Here is a 16,697-nt window from a genome sequence, read left to right as displayed (position 1 = left end):
ACTGCGGCCATTATGCCTGCCGGCCCTGTGCAGGCCATGTCCCCGAGTCCTCCATGCCAGGTCAACCGATGCCCGCAGCCCGTCCCGTCGCCATTCTGGGCGGCGTTCGTATCCCGTTCTGTCGTCAGAACACCGCTTACGCGGACGTGGGCAACCTGGGCATGTCGGTGCGCACGCTGGGCGCGCTGGTCGAGCGCTTCGGCCTGCACGGCCAGCAATTGGGCGAAGTGGCGATGGGGGCGGTGATCAAGCACTCCTCGGATTGGAACCTGGCCCGCGAGGCAGCGCTGTCGTCGGGTCTGTCGCCGCTGACGCCGGGCATCACCTTGCAGCGCGCCTGCGGCACCAGCCTGGATTCGGTGATCACCATCGCCAACAAGATCGCGCTGGGGCAGATCGATTCGGGCATTGGCGGCGGCTCGGACACCACCTCCGAAGTGCCGATCGTCTATGGCAAGAAATTGCGCGCGCGCCTGATGGCCGCCAACCGCGCCAAGGCCACCGGCGACAAACTCAAGGCGTTGCTGCGCGGCTTCAAGTTGAGCGAGCTCAAGCCGGACTTCCCCGGCGTGGCCGAGCCGCGCACCGGCAAAAGCATGGGCGCCCACTGCGAGGACATGGCCAAGGAGTGGAACATCTCGCGCGATTCGCAGGACGAATGGGCAGTGGCCTCGCACCACAAGCTGGCGGCTGCGTATGAGCGCGGCTTCTTCGATTCGCTGATCGCCCCGTTCCGTGGGGTCTCGCGCGACAACATCCTGCGCGCCGACACTTCGCTGGAAAAGCTGGCGACCTTGCGCCCGGCGTTCGACAAGACCTCCGGCCGTGGCACCTTGACTGCCGCCAATTCCACCCCGCTCACCGATGGCGCCGCCGCAGTGCTGCTGTCCAGCGAAGCCTGGGCGCTGGCGCACGGCCATACGCCGATGGCGTATCTGCGCGATGCGCAGGTGGCGGCAGTGGATTTCGTGCATGGCGAAGGCCTGCTGATGGCGCCGACCATCGCGGTACCGCAGATGCTGGCGCGTCAGGGTCTGACCCTGCAGGACTTCGACATCTACGAAATCCATGAAGCCTTTGCCGCGCAGGTGCTGTGCACGCTGCGCGCGTGGGAGAGCGAGGATTACTGCCGCACGCGTCTGGGGCTGGACGCACCGCTGGGCCGCATCGACCCGGACAAGATCAACCCGCTGGGTTCGTCGCTGGCCACCGGCCACCCGTTCGCCGCCACCGGCGCGCGCGTGGTGGCCACCGCCGCCAAGCAACTGGAAGAACGCGGCGGCGGCCGCGCGCTGATTTCGATCTGCACCGCCGGCGGCATGGGCGTGGTGGCGATCATCGAGCGTTGACGCTGCTGCGCAGCGTGGGATTTGGCATTCGCGATTAGGGATTGGCAACATCAGAAGCGGAATCCTGTTCTTGCGAATCTCTACTCCCCAATCCCCAATCCCAAACCAGCAAGGACGCATGGATGTCGAATGACGCGTTTCGCGAGCCGCCCAGCCTGTATCTACCGCCGGCGAACGGCGATGTGTGGCGCGAGGGCGATGTGCTGGTGTGTACGGCGGGTGCCAATCTGCCGCCGCGGTGCGTCAAGTGCAATGCGCCGGCCGACATGCCGCCCCGTCGCTACATCTTTCATTGGCACCACCCAGTGATCTACGCCGCGCTGCTGCTGGGCGTGTTGCCGTACGTGATCCTGGCCATTGCGCTACGCAAACGCAGCGCGCATGTGCTCACCCTGTGCGCGCAACACGAGCGCCGCCGCGCCCGTTTCGTCGCGGTGGCGATGGCATCGGTGTTGGCGTTGCTGGTGTGCGGGCTGTCGCTCGATAGCCAGTTCCGCTGGGTGATCGGTGCCGGCGTGATGGCGGCGATGTTGTTGATCGGCCGCCTGGGTTCGCGCGTGTTGTCGCCGACGCAGGTCGACCATGCGCAGGCACGGTATCTGGGTGCCTGCGATGCATTTCTGAGCGACTTGCCGCCACCGCCACAGGCATCGCGCCAGCGTTGATGCAACGCGGCGCACCTGTGGTGTGCGCCGCTGCAAGGTCGAACAACCGCAGCGATTACAGAATGCGATCGTCCGGTGCGAGTGGGTCGGCCGCAGGCGCCGGACTTGCTGACACGATCGGCCCGCGCAGCGACTGCTGCGGCATGCCTTCATGCACCGGCTCGCCGCGTGCGGCGCGCAATGCATTGGCGTAGCAATGCTGCGCAGAGAGCAGGTCGCCGGCGGCGGCAAATCCATGGCCCAACTCCTCCCAGGCCTCGCTGCCGGCGCCATTGGCAAGCGCGCGGTGCAGGAACTCTTCGGCCTGCGACCACTGCTGCTGATGGCGTGCCAGCCGCGCCAGCGTCAACAGCAGGCCCGGGCTGTCCGGATACTGGGTCAGCCAGCGCTGCGCACTGGCCCGGCGCGAATCGTATTTTTCCAGCGGCAGCACGCCGTACAGGCGCACCAGCGATTCGTCCCATTGCGTATCCAGCGCCTGTTCCAGGCTATGCACGGCGGCATCGTCCCAATGCAGTACCGCGGCACGTTGCGCGTATGCACCGACCACGGCCGGGTAGGTGCGCAGCGGCTTGGGCAGTGCCTCCCAGCGCTCGGCCAGCGCATTGGCATCGCCGGCCTGCAAGAGGGTCTGTTCGGCCAGTGTGGCTTCCAGTGCGCTGTAAGCCTCCGGTGCCAGCACTGCTTGCTGACGCAAGGCACCGAGCTGGCCGTAGGCTTCATCGGCACGGCCGATCTGGGTCAGCGCATGCGTGCGGAGCAACAGGCCGCGTGCCGGCAGCGGTTGGGCATTGGCAGCATCGAGCGCGTTGATCGCCTCGACCGGCCGTTGCCGCGCCAGATGCCGCTCACCCTGCAACAGCGCGTAAGCGGTGGGGTCGCGCTCGGCCAACTGCTGTGCGAGCGCGGTGGCCGATGCCTCGTCGCCGCGTGCATCTGCCACGCGCACCGCACTGGCGAGCGCAATGCCGCTGACCTCGTCGTCTTCGCTGGCAGTGACGAGCAGGCGCTCGGCGCGTTGCCACTGGCCGTGGTCGGCGGCGCGCAGACCTTCGATCAGGCGCGCGCGGCCCTTCTTGCGGCGGTACTTGCCCCATACGCGGAACGGCAGGCTGATGAGCGTCCACAGCAGCCAGATCACCAGCAGCGCGATGATCAGGATCAGCACCGCCTGCGGCATTGCGGCGCGGTAGTCGTTGCCACCCACGCTCACCACCACGTTACCCAGGTCGTAGCTGTTCTGATGCGACAACCACTGCGCACCGAGCACGCCCAGTGCCACGGCAACCAACAGGATCAAGACGGTACGCAACACTTTCATTGGGTGGATCTCCCTTCACGCATGGCCTGCAGTTGCAGCAGGGTGGTGCCCAGTTCCGGCAGTCGCGGACGCAGTGGCGCTTGTTGCAGCGTGCGCAGGCGCGCACGCATCTGACGGCGTTGCGGCGAGTCCGGCCATAACCGGGTGGTCCAGGTCTCCACGCGGCGTAGCGATTGTGCAAAGCCTTGCGGATCGCCACGTTCTGCAGCGGCGCGGGCGAGGCTGATTTCGATCTGCAAGGCATCGCTTGCGGCGTTGCGGTCGCCGGCGGTCAGCAAGGCGTCGCCACGGCTGGGGCGAATATCCACCAGCGGTGCGAGCACTTTCTGCCACCACGGCCGCGCCGCTTCGGTGGTTTGTGCGGATTGTTCCGGCAAGCGCTGCAGATCGATGGCTAACTGGTCGAGCGCCTGCGCCGCCTGGGCCTGCGGGCCGGCGCCGAGGCGGTCCAGCGCATCGCGCTCCTGCACCAGTGCCTGGCGCAGATTGAGATAGCCCGGATCGTCGATCCCGTTGAGTGCGCCGTTGGCCAGCGCGTAGGCGCGACGGGCGCCATCGGCGTCGCCGGCAATGCTCAGCCGCTGCTGTCCGAGCCGCAGCAACAGTTCCACTTCATCCAGCCGCAGCGCCTGTGCGCCATGACGGTTCGGGTCGGCAAGCTTTTGCACGGTGTCTTCGAGCAAGGCGCTGCGCTGGCTCAGGCCCAGCATTTCATCGCGCAGCACGCGATTGGTGGCGGCCGCATCCTGCAGGCGCTCATTGGCCAGGCGTTGATCGCGGCGCAGTGTTTCCAGCAATTGCTGGGTGCCGTCCCAGCGTTGCTGCTGCGCCTGCGCTGCCTGCAATTGCGCGTCGTGATAGCTCTGCCACGCACGCCAGCCGAGAAACAGCGCCACGCCCACGGCGGCAATGGCCAGCACAAGCAGCAGCCAGGCCCAGGGAAACCGTCGCGTGGTGGCGGGCATTTCGGTCATTCGGACATCCTCGGGCGGTCACGACCGGCGCAGGCGCCGCAGTCATCTGGCACAGCATGGCGTGCGCCGGCAGAGCGCCGCAAGCTGTGCTTGAGTTCGCAGTTCAGCAAGGTCGTGATGGTGTCACGATCGCTGCAGCGGCAGCGACCAGTTGCTCCGGCAATGGACCTGCCGCGCGGACGACGTGGCAGAAGCCTGCCGCTTGCGCGGCGTCGCATAGGCGTTCGCTGGAGGCAACCAGCGGGCGTTGCCGCACCGCCTCACTCAGCGCGGCGGGCAACTGTTGCAGCACCAGCGTCAGCGCCTCGGCACTGCTCATGGCCAGGACGCTGCGCGGCAGTGCGTCGGTCAAGGCGTGCAGCGCCGACGGGCGCAAGCGCAGCGGCACGCGTTGATACACATCCGCACGCAGGATGCGCGCACCGCGGTGTTCCAGCGCAGGCGCCAACATGCCGCGTCCACCCGGCGCGGTGATCAGGCCGACGCTCTGCAACGGCGCTGCGAACAGCGGCAAGGCGAGCAGGCCTTCGCTGTCCATGCGCGCAGGGCGCACAACCGCGTCGATGCCACAGGCGTGCAGCGCACGCGCGGTGCCTTCGCCCACGCTCACCCACTGCGCCTGCACCGGCCGCTGCAAGGGCCGCAGCTGATGCGCGGCGCGCACGGCTGCCGGGCTGGTGAACACCGCGATGGGCGCCTCCAGCGCGTGCTGCAAGGCGGCGCGCGCCTGCGCGGTGTCGTTGGTCTGCAGGCGCCACGGCGACAGGGCAAGCAGCCGCCCGCCATGCCGTGCCACCACCCGCCGCAATGGCGCGTGCTCCCCGCTGGGACGCAGCGAGAGCAGGGTCCAGGGATCGGCGAGCGGGGGAGGGCGGGTCATCTGGCGATTATGCGAGAGCCATGCCGTCTCGGGGTGGTGCGCGTGCTGCGTTGGCGCGCACGACGATGCAGAGCGGCCAGCGAACACGGCGCGAGCCGCTGCCAGGGGGATGGGCAGTGCACAGAAACCTTATCGGACGATTGGGGCGTGCCGATTCCGAGCACCAGCCGCACCCGTGTGGTGGTCGTGAGCGGTCGTTTTCGTCGTTCCTCCTCCTCGCGCCTTGCCTGGCCACGCGTGCCCGCTTGGCGGGATACCTGCGTTTGTGCGGCCACAACCTCGTACTCGGGGGTGAGCCAATCAGCGCCTCCGCTCACGATCCGCCACGACAATCGAGCTGGAGTGGCACCGTGATCAAGTCCTACCTCATCAACATGCAGCGCAGCGGAGATCGCCTGCAGGCCATGGCGACGCGGTTTCAGGCATTGGGCCTGTCGTTCGAGCGCATTGCCGCCATCGACGGTGCCACCCTCACGCCGGAGCAGATCGCCGACTTCGTGCGCGAGCGCCCGCTGGAAAACTCCGGCGATGCGTTCAGCACCGGCCCGCGCAAATGGACCGCGTCCAACATCGGCTGCTTCCTGAGCCATCAGGCGGCCTGGCGCATCGCTGCCGAGTCCGACGCTGCGTACACCGCCATCTTCGAAGACGACATGCACCTGTCCGATGCGCTGCCAGCGCTGTTGCGCAGCACCGACTGGCTCCCACCGGGCAGCAGCATCGTGCGCCTGGAGCCGTCCTACAACCGGATCAAGCTCGATGCCAAGGTCGCCGACATTGCCGGGCGCCAGCTGCGGCTGGTGCGTCCATCGACCTACCAACATTGCTGGCCGGTGTGCGCCGGTGCGCTGATCATCAGCCGCGAGGCGGCGCGACTGCTGCTGGCCGCCGACGCGCGCTGGCACACCATGGCCGATATCTTTTTGTTCGGTTGGAACGAATCGCCGGTGGCGCAGCAGCTGTCCACCTATCAGCTGTCGCCGGCCGCCTGTATCCAGGACAAGTTCTTCCACGCAGCGCCGGAGCAGATCGTGTTCACCAGCACCATCGATGCGCCGCTGACGCGCGCGCAAAAGCAACGCAGCGCGCACTGGAAGGCCAAGGCGACGACGCTGCTGCGCGTGGCGCAGGGCTATCGCAAGGTCGTGTTCGCGCCGTAAAACGACGATCGCTACGGTGGCGCCATGGGCTGATCGCAGTCTCGCACTTGCGCGCTCGCGCGCCGCAATTGCATGCACAGTCCACAGTGCCCGATGCCGGCGTGCTTACCGGGTTGTTGACGGAAAACCAAGGCGTGCAACAGCCCGATGCTGCACGCGTTCACCATGCGGTACCGCATGTCATCCACATGCACAAGACGCTCGCCGGACATTGCGGCATGATGCCGCCCTTCGTCGTCTGCCAGCCTTTCCAATGACTCCTTCGTGCACGCTCGTCTCCGCCCTGCAGTCGCTGCAGCAGCAGTTCATCGCCATGCCGCCGGTGTTGTCGATGGGCATTGCCGTGGATGGCTTGCACGATGGGGCGCTGCGCCTGCGCGCGCCGTTGCAGGCCAACGTCAACGACAAGGCCAATGCGTTCGGCGGCAGCCTGGCCTCGTTGATGACGCTGGCCAGCTGGGGGTGGCTGACGCTGCAACTGCAATTGGCCGGCCACGAAGCCGACGTGTATGTCGCCGACAGCCAGCTGCGCTATGTCGCGCCGGTGTACGAAGACCTGGTGGCCGATGCCGAGCCCGCCGAATTGGGCGGCTGGGACGCCTTTCTGGCGACCTTCCGTCAGCGCGGCAAGGCCCGTATCGGCATGCGCGCGCAGATCGCGCTGGGGTCGGGCGCAGCGGCGGCCACGTTGAGCGGGCGCTTCGTGGCGTTTCCAAAACGGTAGGATGCGGGCTGGATCAAGGGGGGAATACGTATGCGTGCACTGATGGGAGCAGTCGTCCTGCTGGGGCTGGCGATGCTGAGCGGGGTGGCCACTGCCGGCAGTCGCGCCCAGGGGCGCGCGCTGGAAACCACCCAGGCCGCCTACACGGCGGCGGTGCGCTGGAGCGATTTCGATGCCGCGCAGGGGTTTGTCGAACCGACCTACGCCCAGGCCCATCCGCTCAGCGACCTGGAACGCTCACGCTATGAGCAGGTGCAGATTTCCGGCTACCGCGAGTTGCGCGTGGGCGAAGAGCCCAATGGCGACCTGCGCCGTGAGGTCGAGCTGCGCGTGATCAACCGCAATACCCAGGCCGAACGGCTGGTGCGCAGCATCGAGATCTGGCACTGGAATCCCGAACAAAAGCGCTGGTGGCTGGCCAGCGGCCTGCCCGATCTGTGGAAGGGCCAGTAGCCCGGCTGCTGCCTCGCTGGCCGTCGCGCGTGCCAGCTGTGCGACAATTCCCGCCCGCTCGACTGACCCTGACCCCGTGAATTTCGAAGAGCTGCAGGCCTTTGTCGGCCGCAACCCCATGTTGTCAATGGCCCTGGTGGGCCTGACCATCGCCCTGATCGTCACCGAGGTTGCGCGCCTGTTCCGCGGGTATCGCGCACTCAAGCCGGCCGAGCTGACCCGTTTGATCAACAGCGAAGACGCGCTGGTGATTGACCTGTCGCCCACCGCCGATTTCGAAAAGGGCCATATCGCCGGCAGCCGCAACGTGGCCCTGGCCAAGTTCGACCCGGCCAGCAAGCTGCTTGCCAACGCCAAGGCATCGCCGGTGGTGGTGGTCTGCCGTAGCGGCAACACCTCTGCAGGTGCGGCCAAGACGCTGAAGAAAGCCGGCTTCGAGAAGGTGTACTGGCTCGAAGGTGGCGTCGCTGCCTGGCAAATGGCCGAATTGCCACTGATCAAGGGCCGCTGATCCGCCTTGTGCGGCAGCTCGCAAGCCCCCATTGCTTGCGTGAGATACTCGCGTTTTCACGTCTGCATCACTCAACGCTGCATCCACCGAACCGCTTTTGGAGTTAGGAATGTCCGACGAAATCCTCAACGGCGCCGCTGCGCCGGCCGACGCCGCTGCTGGCCCCGCTTTCACCATCGAAAAGATTTACGTCAAGGACGTTTCTTTCGAATCGCCGAACGCGCCGGCCGTCTTCAATGACGCCAACCAGCCCGAGCTGCAGCTGAACCTCAATCAGAAGGTCCAGCGCCTCAACGACAACGCCTTCGAAGTCGTGCTGGCCGTGACCCTGACCTGCACCGCCGGTGGCAAGACCGCCTACGTGGCCGAAGTGCAGCAAGCCGGCGTGTTTGGCCTGGTCGGCCTGGAGCCGCAGGCGATCGACGTGCTGCTGGGCACGCAGTGCCCGAACATCCTGTTCCCGTACGTGCGCACCCTGGTCAGCGATCTGATCCAGGCCGGCGGCTTCCCGCCGTTCTACCTGCAGCCGATCAACTTCGAAGCCCTGTACGCAGAAACCCTGCGTCAGCGGTCGCAGGGCGAAGGCACCTCGCTGGCCGATTCCGAGCCGGCTGGCAACGCCTAAGCACTGTCTGCGCCGATGAGCGATTCGACCCACAAGATCGCCGTTCTCGGCGCCGGTTCCTGGGGCACGGCCCTGGCCGCGCTTCTTGCCAGACACGGTCACTCGACCGTGCTCTGGGGACGCGATGCGGCGATGGTGGATGCCATCGACCGCACTCACGAGAACGTGCGTTATCTGCCGGGCATTCCGTTGCCGGAGACGTTGCGTGCTACCACCGACCTGCAGGCCGCCATGGCCGATGCAAGCTGGATCCTGGTCGTGGTGCCCTCGCATGCATTCACCGAAACGATTCGTTTGATCGCTCCGTTGCGTCCGGTCAACGCCGGGGTGGCATGGGCGACCAAGGGCTTCGAACCCGGTTCCGGGCGCTTTCTGCATGAAGTGGCGCGCGATCTGCTCGGTCCCAGCGTTGCGCTGGCCGTGGTGACCGGGCCGTCCTTCGCCAAGGAAGTCACGCTCGGCTTGCCCACTGCCGTCACCGTGCACGGCGACGATGCGGCGTTTGCCCAAGTCGTGGCCGATGCGATGCACGGCCCCACCTTCCGCGCCTACACCGGCGATGACATGGTGGGCGCCGAGCTGGGTGGCGCAATGAAAAACGTGCTGGCCGTGGCCACAGGTGTGGCCGACGGCATGCAGCTTGGCCTCAACGCGCGTGCGGGTCTGATCACGCGCGGCTTGAACGAGATGTTGCGCCTGGCTGCAGTGATCGGTGCGCGCCCGGAAACGTTGATGGGGTTGGCCGGGTTGGGCGATCTGGTGCTCACCTGCACCGGCGATCTGTCGCGTAACCGGCGGCTGGGGTTGGCGCTGGGGCGCGGGCAGAGCTTGAACGATGCGATCCGCGAGATCGGCCAGGTGGTCGAGTCGGTGCAGACTGCAGACGAAGTCATGCGCCAGGCCGAACAGCACGGCATCGAGTTGCCGATCTCCAATGCCGTACGCGCAGTGCTGCATGGCGAAATCACACCGGAAGCGGCGTTGAAGGAACTGCTGGCGCGCGAGCGCAAGCCCGAGTATCCGCAGGCGTTATTCACCTGATCGGGCGGCAATGCGTATCGCGTGATGCAACGAAGACAACAAAAAGCCCGGCACTGCCGGGCTTTTTGTTGGTGCATATCAGACGCATCACCGCTTCGCGGTAACTCAAGTGCGAGGCGACTCCAGTGCTTCGTCCAGAAGTGCTGCGCACGCACGTGTGCGAAACAACCACGCGACGCTGCGTCGCCATCGACCAATCGCGCAAAAGAAAGAAGCCCGGTCGGGGGACCGGGCTTCCAATGCAACGCGGGAGAGAGAGTCGCGTTGCAGTCAAACGTGCGGCTTACCAGCTGAAGCGCGGGCCGACCGACCATTCCTTGTTGCCGTCGCCATCCATACGGATGTCGCCGTTGATGCCCCAGTTCTGGTTCAACTTCACCTGGGCGCCAAGGCGGCCGTAGAAGTTGTCGCCGATGTCGAAGCCGCGCTCTTTGGAGAAGTCTTCGTAGCCAGCCAGGGCATAGACTTCGAAGTGCTCGCCGAACGCGTTACGCAGACCGGCTTCTACGCTGTAGCCGTCGAAGCTGAGGTTCGGGCTGTCCAGGTCCAGCTTGCGGTAAGCAACGCGGGCAACGAAGTCGGTGCTGGTGGCGATCTCGTGGTTGTAGCCGACACCGACGCCCCACTGCTGGAAGTCGGAGTTGGAGCTTTCGAACACGCTGTCGTTGTCGTCAGCGTTCTGCTTGCTGTAATCGCCGAACACGTGGAAGTTCGGAGCAACGGCGTAAGAAGCCTTCAGGCCCCAACCATCTGCATCGCGACCTTCGGTCGGAGTGCGCACGTAGTCGCCTTCGACGAAATTGTAGGAGAGGTTTTCAGCAGCGGAGGCCGCAAACGGCAGGGCTGCGAGGAGGCCGAGGGCCAGCAGTGAAGTCTTCATGATCAATACCTGTACTTATGGTTTGGGCCGGCGCTGAGGCGAATGCCGTTCGCTGCCGAGATGTAAATTCTCCGTTATTCGATGGAACGCGACATGAATTTTGGACTGAGCAGTGAATGAATCATCGCGCCAGATTCAGCTGCGCTTTCTTGTGGTCCTTAGCGGATGCGCGTAGCGCACGTGCAAAACGTGACGCGGCATTCACTGCGCACCTGCAATGTGAGACGTGTGTGCACAAACGTTTAAATCATCTGGTTTTTCAGCACTTTTCATGCACGAGCACATTGCACTGACATCGCCGCTGGGAGCATTGCAGGCCTGTTGACTAGTAGCGGAGCTGCATCGTGGCGAAGAAGAAGACGGTGGCGCGGTTTCTGGCCGAGACGCTGCAGAGCGCGGGTGTGGAGCGGATCTGGGGCGTGACCGGCGACAGCCTCAATGGCTTGACCGATGCATTGCGCGAGATGCAGACCATCGAGTGGATGCATGTGCGCCACGAAGAAGTCGCCGCGTTTGCCGCAGGCGCCGAGGCGGCGGTGACCGGCACGCTGGCGGTGTGCGCCGGGAGTTGCGGGCCGGGCAATCTGCATTTGATCAACGGCTTGTTCGACTGCCATCGCAGCCGGCAACCGGTGCTGGCGATTGCCGCGCATATTCCATCGTCCGAGATCGGCTTGAGTTATTTTCAGGAAACCCACCCGCAGGAGCTGTTCCGCGAGTGCAGCCACTTTGTGGAGCTGGTGACCAATCCGGCGCAGCTGCCGGAAGTGCTGCATCGTGCGATGCGTACGGCCATCCTGCAGCAAGGCGTGGCGGTGGTGGTGATTCCCGGCGATATCGCGTTGCTGGAGGTGGACAAGCATCTGTCGAGTGCATGGCCTGCCCTGCGCGCGCCGCGCGTGCTGCCTGCTGCCGACGATGTGCAGCAGTTGGCCGAGCTGTTGCAGCAGAGCAAGGCGGTCACCTTGTTGTGCGGCAGCGGGTGCGCAGGCGCACACGATGCGGTGGTGGCGCTGGCAGAGAGGCTGGGCGCGCCGATCGTGCACGCGCTACGTGGCAAGGAATATGTGGAATGGGAGAACCCGTTCGATGTCGGTATGACCGGCTTGATCGGCTTCAGTTCCGGCTACCACGCAATGCTCAACTGCGACACCTTGATCATGTTGGGCACGGATTTCCCGTATCGGCAGTTCTATCCGAAGGACGCCACCATCGTGCAGGTGGACCGCGACCCCGGTGCCTTGGGACGGCGCACGCCGCTGCAGCTGGGCATTGCGGCGGATGTGGGCGAAACCATCGCGGCCTTGCTGCCGCAGTTGCAGCGTCGCGAAGACCGCCGCTTCCTGGAAAAATCGCTGGAGCACTATCGCAAGGCGCGCGAAGGGCTGGATGACCTGGCAGTGCCGGCCGATCCTGGTGAGCCGTTGCATCCGCAGTTCGTGACCCGGCTGATCAGCCAGATTGCCGATCAGGATGCGGTGTTCACTTGCGATGTCGGCACGCCCACGGTGTGGGCGGCGCGTTATCTGCGCATGAACGGCAAGCGCCGTTTGCTGGGGTCGTTCAACCATGGCTCGATGGCCAATGCGATGCCACAGGCGCTGGGCGCGCAGGCGGCGTTCCCCGGGCGGCAGGTGATTTCGCTATCCGGCGATGGCGGCTTTGCGATGTTGATGGGCGATTTCATCTCGTTGGCGCAGTTGAACCTGCCAGTGAAGATCGTGGTGTTCAACAATGCCTCGCTGGGCTTTGTGGCGATGGAAATGAAGGCTGCCGGTTATCTGGATACCGGCACCGAGTTGCGCAACCCGGATTTCGCCGCGATGAGCAATGCGATGGGCATTCTGGGCATTCGCGTGGACGAGTCGTCGCAGCTGGAGCGTGCGTTGCGGCAGGCCTTTGCGCACTCCGGTCCGGCGCTGGTGGATGTGCGCATCGCCACGCAGGAACTGGCGGTGCCGCCGGCGATCAAGCTCGAACAAGCCAAGGGCATGGGCCTGTACCTGCTCAAGGCGGTGATGAGCGGGCGGGGCGATGAGGTGATTGAGCTGGTCAAGACCAACTTGCGCTAACGCGGCCAGTTCTATCATCGGCCGACCTTGCCCGGATCGCTTGCATGCCACGTTCGCTACTGCGGCAATTGTTGCTGATCTGGATGGTGATCGTGGCCGCCTGCCTGGGCGTGGCCACGATGTTGTATGGCCTGTATCGCCAGACCGAAGGTGTGCGGCTGGAAGACGCGCGGCAACAGTTGAGCGGGCAGTGCATGCGCATCGTGCAGCGCTATGCCGGCGCAAGCGAGGCCGCGCGCAGCGGCGACAACGGCGCCGGCTTGGCTGCGGTGGTGGTGCAATTAGTGCTGGCCGATGCGCCCGGCGTGGAAGGCGGCGTGTGGAATATGGACAAGGGCTTCATCGCCTATGCCTACCCCACCTATGACGGCAGCGATCACAAGACCGATATCCCGGCAGCCGAGTGGACAACCATCGTGGGCACTGCACGGCAAAGCGCGCAGGGACGCAAGCCCGTGCAGTTCCGCCGCGACGGCAGTCGCGAGGTGCTGCTGATCAGCGCCTGCCCGTTGGCGGCCGGCACCGCCGCGTGGACCATGTCGCGGGTACCGGCGAGCAGTTCGGATGCGTGGCGGCCGCTGGTGGTCGGCATGGTGTTGATCTTTGCGATGGTCGCGGTGTCGGCGATTGCGCTGGGCGTGGTGGTGCGGCGCTGGAGTCAGCGTCTGCAGAAGATTCAACACGCATTGGCGGCCGATACCGAGATGCCGCAGATTCCGCACACGGGTGCGCCCGAACTCGATCGGCTCGGCGCTGCGGTCACCGGCTACGCGCAGCGCACTGCGCAAGCGCTGGCGCAGACACGCAAGCTGGCCGAAGAGCTATCGCGGCACGAGCGGCTTGCCGCGCTCGGGCGCATGACTGCAACGGTGGCGCATGAAATCCGCAACCCCATCGCCACCATGCGGCTTGCGGTGGAAAACGAGATCGCACGCCGCGATGTCACCCCCGACGACGCCGCGCATGGTGCGCTGATGCTGGCGCAGATCCGGCGTCTGGATGGCGTGGTCGAAAGCCTGCTCGGCATGGTGCAGCCGATCCGCCTTCATCTCGAGACAGTGGTGGTGCAGGACTGGTTGAAGGAGCTGCTGGATCCCACACTGTTGCCGCACGCGGCGCATCAACTGCAGCTGCAGGTGCCGGATGCACCGCTGCAGTGGTCACTGGATCCGCAGCAACTTGGGCGCGCATTGCACAATCTGCTGCGCAATGCGTTGCAGCACGCCGACCCAGGCACGCAGGTTGTGATGTGTGCGGAGCAGCGCGAAGGCATGTTGCATTTGCAAGTTAGCAATCGCGGTGCGCCCGTGCCCGAGCCGATTGCGGCGCAGCTGTTCGAACCGTTCGTCAGCGGCCGCAGCGACGGCAATGGGCTGGGGCTGGCACTGGTGCGCGAGATCGCGCGCGCGCACGGCGGCCAGGCGCACTACACCCATGCCGATGGCATGACCTATTTCAGTGTGGAGCTGCCATGGCGCGCATCCTGATCATCGACGACGACGCAGCGTTTCTCGCCACCTTGCAGGCGACGCTGCGCTCGCTCGGGCACAGCGTGATTGCCGCAAGCGACGGTGCGCAGGGGCTGGCGCAGTTGCGCGAAGGTGGTGTCGATCTGGCGTTTGTGGATTTCCGCATGCCGGGCATGGACGGGATCGAAGTGTTGCGCGCGCGGGCGGGCGATGCGCAGGCGGCCCAGGTGCCGCTGGTGATGCTCACCGCCCATGTGTCCAGCGGCAACACCATCGAGGCGATGACGCTGGGTGCGTTCGATCATCTGGTCAAACCGGTGGGGCGTGCCGATATCGTCGATGTGGTGGAACGTGCGTTGCTGAGCCGCATGGAGGCTGCGGCCGACGCAGTGCCACTGCCTTTGCCCGAAGAAGACGATGCGCTGGTCGGCCACAGCCCGGCGATGCGCACCGTGCACAAGCGCATCGGGTTGGCGGCCGCATCGGACCTGCCGGTGCTGATCACCGGCGAGACCGGTACCGGCAAGGAGTTGGCCGCACGTGCATTGCATCGCGCCAGTGCGCGGGCGAATGCGGCGTTTGTCGCGGTCAATTGCGCGGCCATTCCGTTGGAGTTGATGGAGAGCGAGTTGTTCGGTCATCGCAAGGGCGCCTTTTCCGGTGCGACCGGCGACCGCATCGGCCTGATCCGCGAGGCCGATGGCGGCACCTTGTTTCTGGATGAAATCGGCGACATGCCGTTGCCGATGCAGGCCAAGCTGCTGCGCTTCTTGCAGGAAGGCGAAGTGACGCCGCTGGGCGGCCGCGGTGCCCAGAAGGTGGATGTGCGCGTGCTGGCGGCCACCCATCGCGATCTGGCCGCGTGGGTGGCCGCCGGGCAGTTCCGCAGCGACCTGCGCTACCGCTTGAACGTGGTGCCGATCGAGCTGCCGCCGCTGCGCGAGCGTGGTCAGGACATCGTGCTGCTGGCCGACTACTTTCTGCGCACAGGGCAGGGCAGTGCACGCACGCTGTCGCCGGCCGCGCAGGCGCGCGTGCTGGCCTACCCGTGGCCGGGCAATGTGCGCGAGCTGCGCAATGTCATGCAGCGTAGCCAGGTGCTGGTGCGCGGGCACAGCATCGAGGCGGACGATCTGGACGAGGCGCTCGGCGACCTCGCGTCGCCGCAGGCGCCGCCGGCGGCTCCGGAAATGCAGCTCCCCGAAGCGGTGGCGCGGCTGGAGAAACAGATGATCCAGGATGCGCTGGCGCACAGCGGCGGCAATCGTGCCGAGGCCGCACGCCGGCTCGGCATTCATCGGCAGCTGCTGTACCGCAAGCTCGACGACTACGGCTTGCAGTAGGCGCGCGGGCTGGCGCCTGCAAGGCTGCGCGGATGGGCGACGAACCGGTGCTGATCGAGTGGTTCGCCCGCCCGGCCCGATTGCCGGCAGGACGTTGCAAACAGAGGCATCCCATCGCCAGGGCATCGACAGGCGGCCATGGGCCAGCGCTAGCGTTTGCAGCCGTGCAGCCAGCCACAGACGCAGCCACAGACGCAGCCTGCAATCGTGAACGCCGGCCTCCGATGCTGCCCGGACAGGGGACACCGCAGCGCACGTGTCTGCAAAACGGACAACGCTGGATGAAGTGCAGACATCTTAGGTGCCCTGTTCCAGGCCATCCGCCTTGAAAAACAAGGCTTTCAGATTTGGCACGATGTCTGCGTTGTACCCATAGCGAGCGGCACTCCTGCCGCATTGGAGACATCACATGCTTCGTCAGACCGCACTTGCTGTTGCATTGGCTTGCAGCGTGGCTACCGCGGCGGCGCAGGTTCCGCCGCCGCCGGCCGCGCCGGTCGCACCGCGTCTGCCGGTGGGCACGCCGCCCCCACCGCCGCCGATGCCGCCTGCGCCGCCCGCACCGGTGGCTGCCACGCCGGTGCAGGTCAGCGGTACCGTCGAGCGTTTCATGCTCAATCCCAACGGCGACGTGGACGGGCTGTGGTTGCGCGACGGCACCCAGGTGGCATTTGCACCGCATCTGTCCGATGACCTGCAGGCGGCCGTGCGCCGCGGCGATGCGGTGAGCGTGCAAGGCTATCGCCTGGGCGACTTGCCGGTACTGCGTGCCAGCAGCATCCGCTCCACGCGCAGCAAGCGCGAGGTGGTGGACCGCCCGCCGTTGGCAGGCGACATGCCGCCGCCCGCGCCTGCCGCACTCACGCCGTTAACAGCGGACGGACGCATCGAGCGCCTGGTCTACGGCCCGGGCGGCGAAACCAACGGTGCGTTGCTGAGCGACGGCACCGTGGTGCGGATGCCGCCGCATCTGGCATTGCAGTTGAGCGACCTGCTGCGCACCGGTGCACCGCTGAGCGTGCGAGGGTTCGGTGTCGCTACCGCAGCCGGGCGCGCGATCGAAGCCAGCGCAGTGGGTCGCGACCGCGCGTCGCAGCGTGCGTTGTTCGTTCCTCCGCGCCCGGATGGCCCGCTTCCGCCGCCACCGCCACAAGCACCACCTGGGCCGCCCGTGCCGCCGGCGGCCCCACCGACACCGCGCTGAAGCAAGTCGCCGCCGCGAACGCGACG

General features: G+C 66.0%; 16 protein-coding genes. 12 read left to right on the top strand and 4 right to left on the bottom strand.

Annotated features, from left to right (window positions below):
- The first annotated feature begins 53 nt into the window (after nucleotides 1-53).
- Both ASF90_RS19040 and ASF90_RS19035 read left to right on the top strand, forming a co-directional pair.
- A complete protein-coding gene (locus ASF90_RS19040; RefSeq protein ID WP_055853739.1) occupies nucleotides 54-1,349 on the top strand; it encodes an acetyl-CoA C-acetyltransferase in 1,296 nt (431 codons plus the stop codon).
- 122 nt (nucleotides 1,350-1,471) lie between these two features.
- Nucleotides 1,472-2,014 (top strand): hypothetical protein, encoded by a 543-nt coding sequence (locus ASF90_RS19035; RefSeq protein ID WP_055853738.1) that lies wholly within the window; start codon nucleotides 1,472-1,474, stop codon nucleotides 2,012-2,014.
- Between the two features lie 55 nt (nucleotides 2,015-2,069).
- On the opposite strand, the gene ASF90_RS19030 is transcribed toward ASF90_RS19035, so the two are convergent.
- The 3 genes from ASF90_RS19030 to ASF90_RS19020 form a co-directional block, all read right to left on the bottom strand.
- A complete protein-coding gene (locus ASF90_RS19030; protein WP_055853736.1) occupies nucleotides 2,070-3,335 on the bottom strand; it encodes a heme biosynthesis HemY N-terminal domain-containing protein in 1,266 nt (421 codons plus the stop codon).
- Nucleotides 3,332-4,309 (bottom strand): uroporphyrinogen-III C-methyltransferase, encoded by a 978-nt coding sequence (locus ASF90_RS19025; protein WP_055853735.1) that lies wholly within the window; start codon nucleotides 4,307-4,309, stop codon nucleotides 3,332-3,334. The genes ASF90_RS19030 and ASF90_RS19025 overlap by 4 nt, the downstream gene beginning before the upstream one ends.
- 103 nt (nucleotides 4,310-4,412) lie before the next feature.
- Nucleotides 4,413-5,276: a uroporphyrinogen-III synthase gene (locus ASF90_RS19020; protein WP_082473619.1), complete on the bottom strand. Its 864-nt coding sequence runs from the start codon at nucleotides 5,274-5,276 to the stop codon at nucleotides 4,413-4,415.
- 263 nt (nucleotides 5,277-5,539) lie between these two features.
- On the opposite strand from ASF90_RS19020, the gene ASF90_RS19015 reads away from it, so the two are divergent.
- From ASF90_RS19015 to ASF90_RS18985, 6 genes are all read left to right on the top strand, one after another.
- Nucleotides 5,540-6,349, top strand: a complete 810-nt coding sequence (locus ASF90_RS19015) for a glycosyltransferase family 25 protein (protein WP_055853730.1) — start codon at nucleotides 5,540-5,542, stop codon at nucleotides 6,347-6,349.
- A 253-nt stretch (nucleotides 6,350-6,602) separates the two neighbouring features.
- Nucleotides 6,603-7,073 carry a YiiD C-terminal domain-containing protein gene (locus ASF90_RS19005; protein WP_055853726.1) on the top strand — a complete coding sequence of 157 codons (471 nt, stop codon included), beginning with the start codon at nucleotides 6,603-6,605 and terminating at the stop codon, nucleotides 7,071-7,073.
- Nucleotides 7,074-7,103: 30 nt separating this feature from the next.
- A complete protein-coding gene (locus ASF90_RS19000) occupies nucleotides 7,104-7,526 on the top strand; it encodes a hypothetical protein (RefSeq protein WP_055853724.1) in 423 nt (140 codons plus the stop codon).
- A 76-nt stretch (nucleotides 7,527-7,602) separates the two neighbouring features.
- Nucleotides 7,603-8,037 carry a rhodanese-like domain-containing protein gene (locus tag ASF90_RS18995; protein ID WP_055853722.1) on the top strand — a complete coding sequence of 145 codons (435 nt, stop codon included), beginning with the start codon at nucleotides 7,603-7,605 and terminating at the stop codon, nucleotides 8,035-8,037.
- Nucleotides 8,038-8,146: 109 nt separating this feature from the next.
- Nucleotides 8,147-8,662, top strand: coding sequence for a protein-export chaperone SecB (gene secB, locus ASF90_RS18990; RefSeq protein WP_055853720.1), 516 nt, complete (start codon nucleotides 8,147-8,149; stop codon nucleotides 8,660-8,662).
- 15 nt (nucleotides 8,663-8,677) lie between these two features.
- On the top strand, nucleotides 8,678-9,703 hold the full coding sequence (locus ASF90_RS18985) for an NAD(P)H-dependent glycerol-3-phosphate dehydrogenase (RefSeq protein WP_055853719.1): 1,026 nt from the start codon (nucleotides 8,678-8,680) through the stop codon (nucleotides 9,701-9,703).
- A gap of 283 nt (nucleotides 9,704-9,986) precedes the next feature.
- Here the strand turns inward: ASF90_RS18985 and ASF90_RS18980 are convergent, their stop codons facing one another.
- A complete protein-coding gene (locus ASF90_RS18980) occupies nucleotides 9,987-10,583 on the bottom strand; it encodes an Ax21 family protein (protein ID WP_055853980.1) in 597 nt (198 codons plus the stop codon).
- Between the two features lie 362 nt (nucleotides 10,584-10,945).
- On the opposite strand from ASF90_RS18980, the gene poxB reads away from it, so the two are divergent.
- The 4 genes from poxB (at nucleotide 10,946) to ASF90_RS18960 (ending at nucleotide 16,671) form a co-directional block, all read left to right on the top strand.
- Nucleotides 10,946-12,655 carry a ubiquinone-dependent pyruvate dehydrogenase gene (gene poxB, locus ASF90_RS18975; RefSeq protein WP_193552576.1) on the top strand — a complete coding sequence of 570 codons (1,710 nt, stop codon included), beginning with the start codon at nucleotides 10,946-10,948 and terminating at the stop codon, nucleotides 12,653-12,655.
- A 44-nt stretch (nucleotides 12,656-12,699) separates the two neighbouring features.
- Nucleotides 12,700-14,142 (top strand): HAMP domain-containing sensor histidine kinase, encoded by a 1,443-nt coding sequence (locus tag ASF90_RS18970; protein ID WP_055853715.1) that lies wholly within the window; start codon nucleotides 12,700-12,702, stop codon nucleotides 14,140-14,142.
- The gene (locus tag ASF90_RS18965; protein WP_055853713.1) at nucleotides 14,127-15,467 is read left to right on the top strand and encodes a sigma-54 dependent transcriptional regulator; all 1,341 of its coding nucleotides are present in this window, start codon (nucleotides 14,127-14,129) and stop codon (nucleotides 15,465-15,467) included. The genes ASF90_RS18970 and ASF90_RS18965 overlap by 16 nt, the downstream gene beginning before the upstream one ends.
- 409 nt (nucleotides 15,468-15,876) lie before the next feature.
- Entirely contained in the window at nucleotides 15,877-16,671 is a 795-nt protein-coding gene (locus ASF90_RS18960) for a hypothetical protein (protein WP_055853711.1), read from the top strand.
- Nucleotides 16,672-16,697 lie beyond the last annotated feature (26 nt).

Source organism: Xanthomonas sp. Leaf148 (genome assembly GCF_001423585.1).
Classification (GTDB): Bacteria; Pseudomonadota; Gammaproteobacteria; order Xanthomonadales; family Xanthomonadaceae; genus Xanthomonas.
Note: the sequence above shows the minus strand (reverse complement) of the source record. Positions and strands in the feature narration are given on the sequence as shown.

Coding starts and splice junctions, on each gene's coding strand:
- ASF90_RS18965 (WP_055853713.1), top strand. CDS start 14,127: ATGGCGCGCATCCTGATCATCGACGACGACGCAGCGTTTCTCGCCACC.
- ASF90_RS19035 (WP_055853738.1), top strand. CDS start 1,472: ATGTCGAATGACGCGTTTCGCGAGCCGCCCAGCCTGTATCTACCGCCG.
- ASF90_RS18980 (WP_055853980.1), bottom strand. CDS start 10,583: ATGAAGACTTCACTGCTGGCCCTCGGCCTCCTCGCAGCCCTGCCGTTT.
- ASF90_RS18960 (WP_055853711.1), top strand. CDS start 15,877: ATGCTTCGTCAGACCGCACTTGCTGTTGCATTGGCTTGCAGCGTGGCT.
- secB (WP_055853720.1), top strand. CDS start 8,147: ATGTCCGACGAAATCCTCAACGGCGCCGCTGCGCCGGCCGACGCCGCT.
- ASF90_RS19025 (WP_055853735.1), bottom strand. CDS start 4,309: ATGACCGAAATGCCCGCCACCACGCGACGGTTTCCCTGGGCCTGGCTG.
- ASF90_RS18985 (WP_055853719.1), top strand. CDS start 8,678: ATGAGCGATTCGACCCACAAGATCGCCGTTCTCGGCGCCGGTTCCTGG.
- ASF90_RS19030 (WP_055853736.1), bottom strand. CDS start 3,335: ATGAAAGTGTTGCGTACCGTCTTGATCCTGTTGGTTGCCGTGGCACTG.
- ASF90_RS19040 (WP_055853739.1), top strand. CDS start 54: ATGCCAGGTCAACCGATGCCCGCAGCCCGTCCCGTCGCCATTCTGGGC.
- ASF90_RS19005 (WP_055853726.1), top strand. CDS start 6,603: ATGACTCCTTCGTGCACGCTCGTCTCCGCCCTGCAGTCGCTGCAGCAG.
- ASF90_RS18970 (WP_055853715.1), top strand. CDS start 12,700: ATGCCACGTTCGCTACTGCGGCAATTGTTGCTGATCTGGATGGTGATC.
- ASF90_RS19000 (WP_055853724.1), top strand. CDS start 7,104: ATGCGTGCACTGATGGGAGCAGTCGTCCTGCTGGGGCTGGCGATGCTG.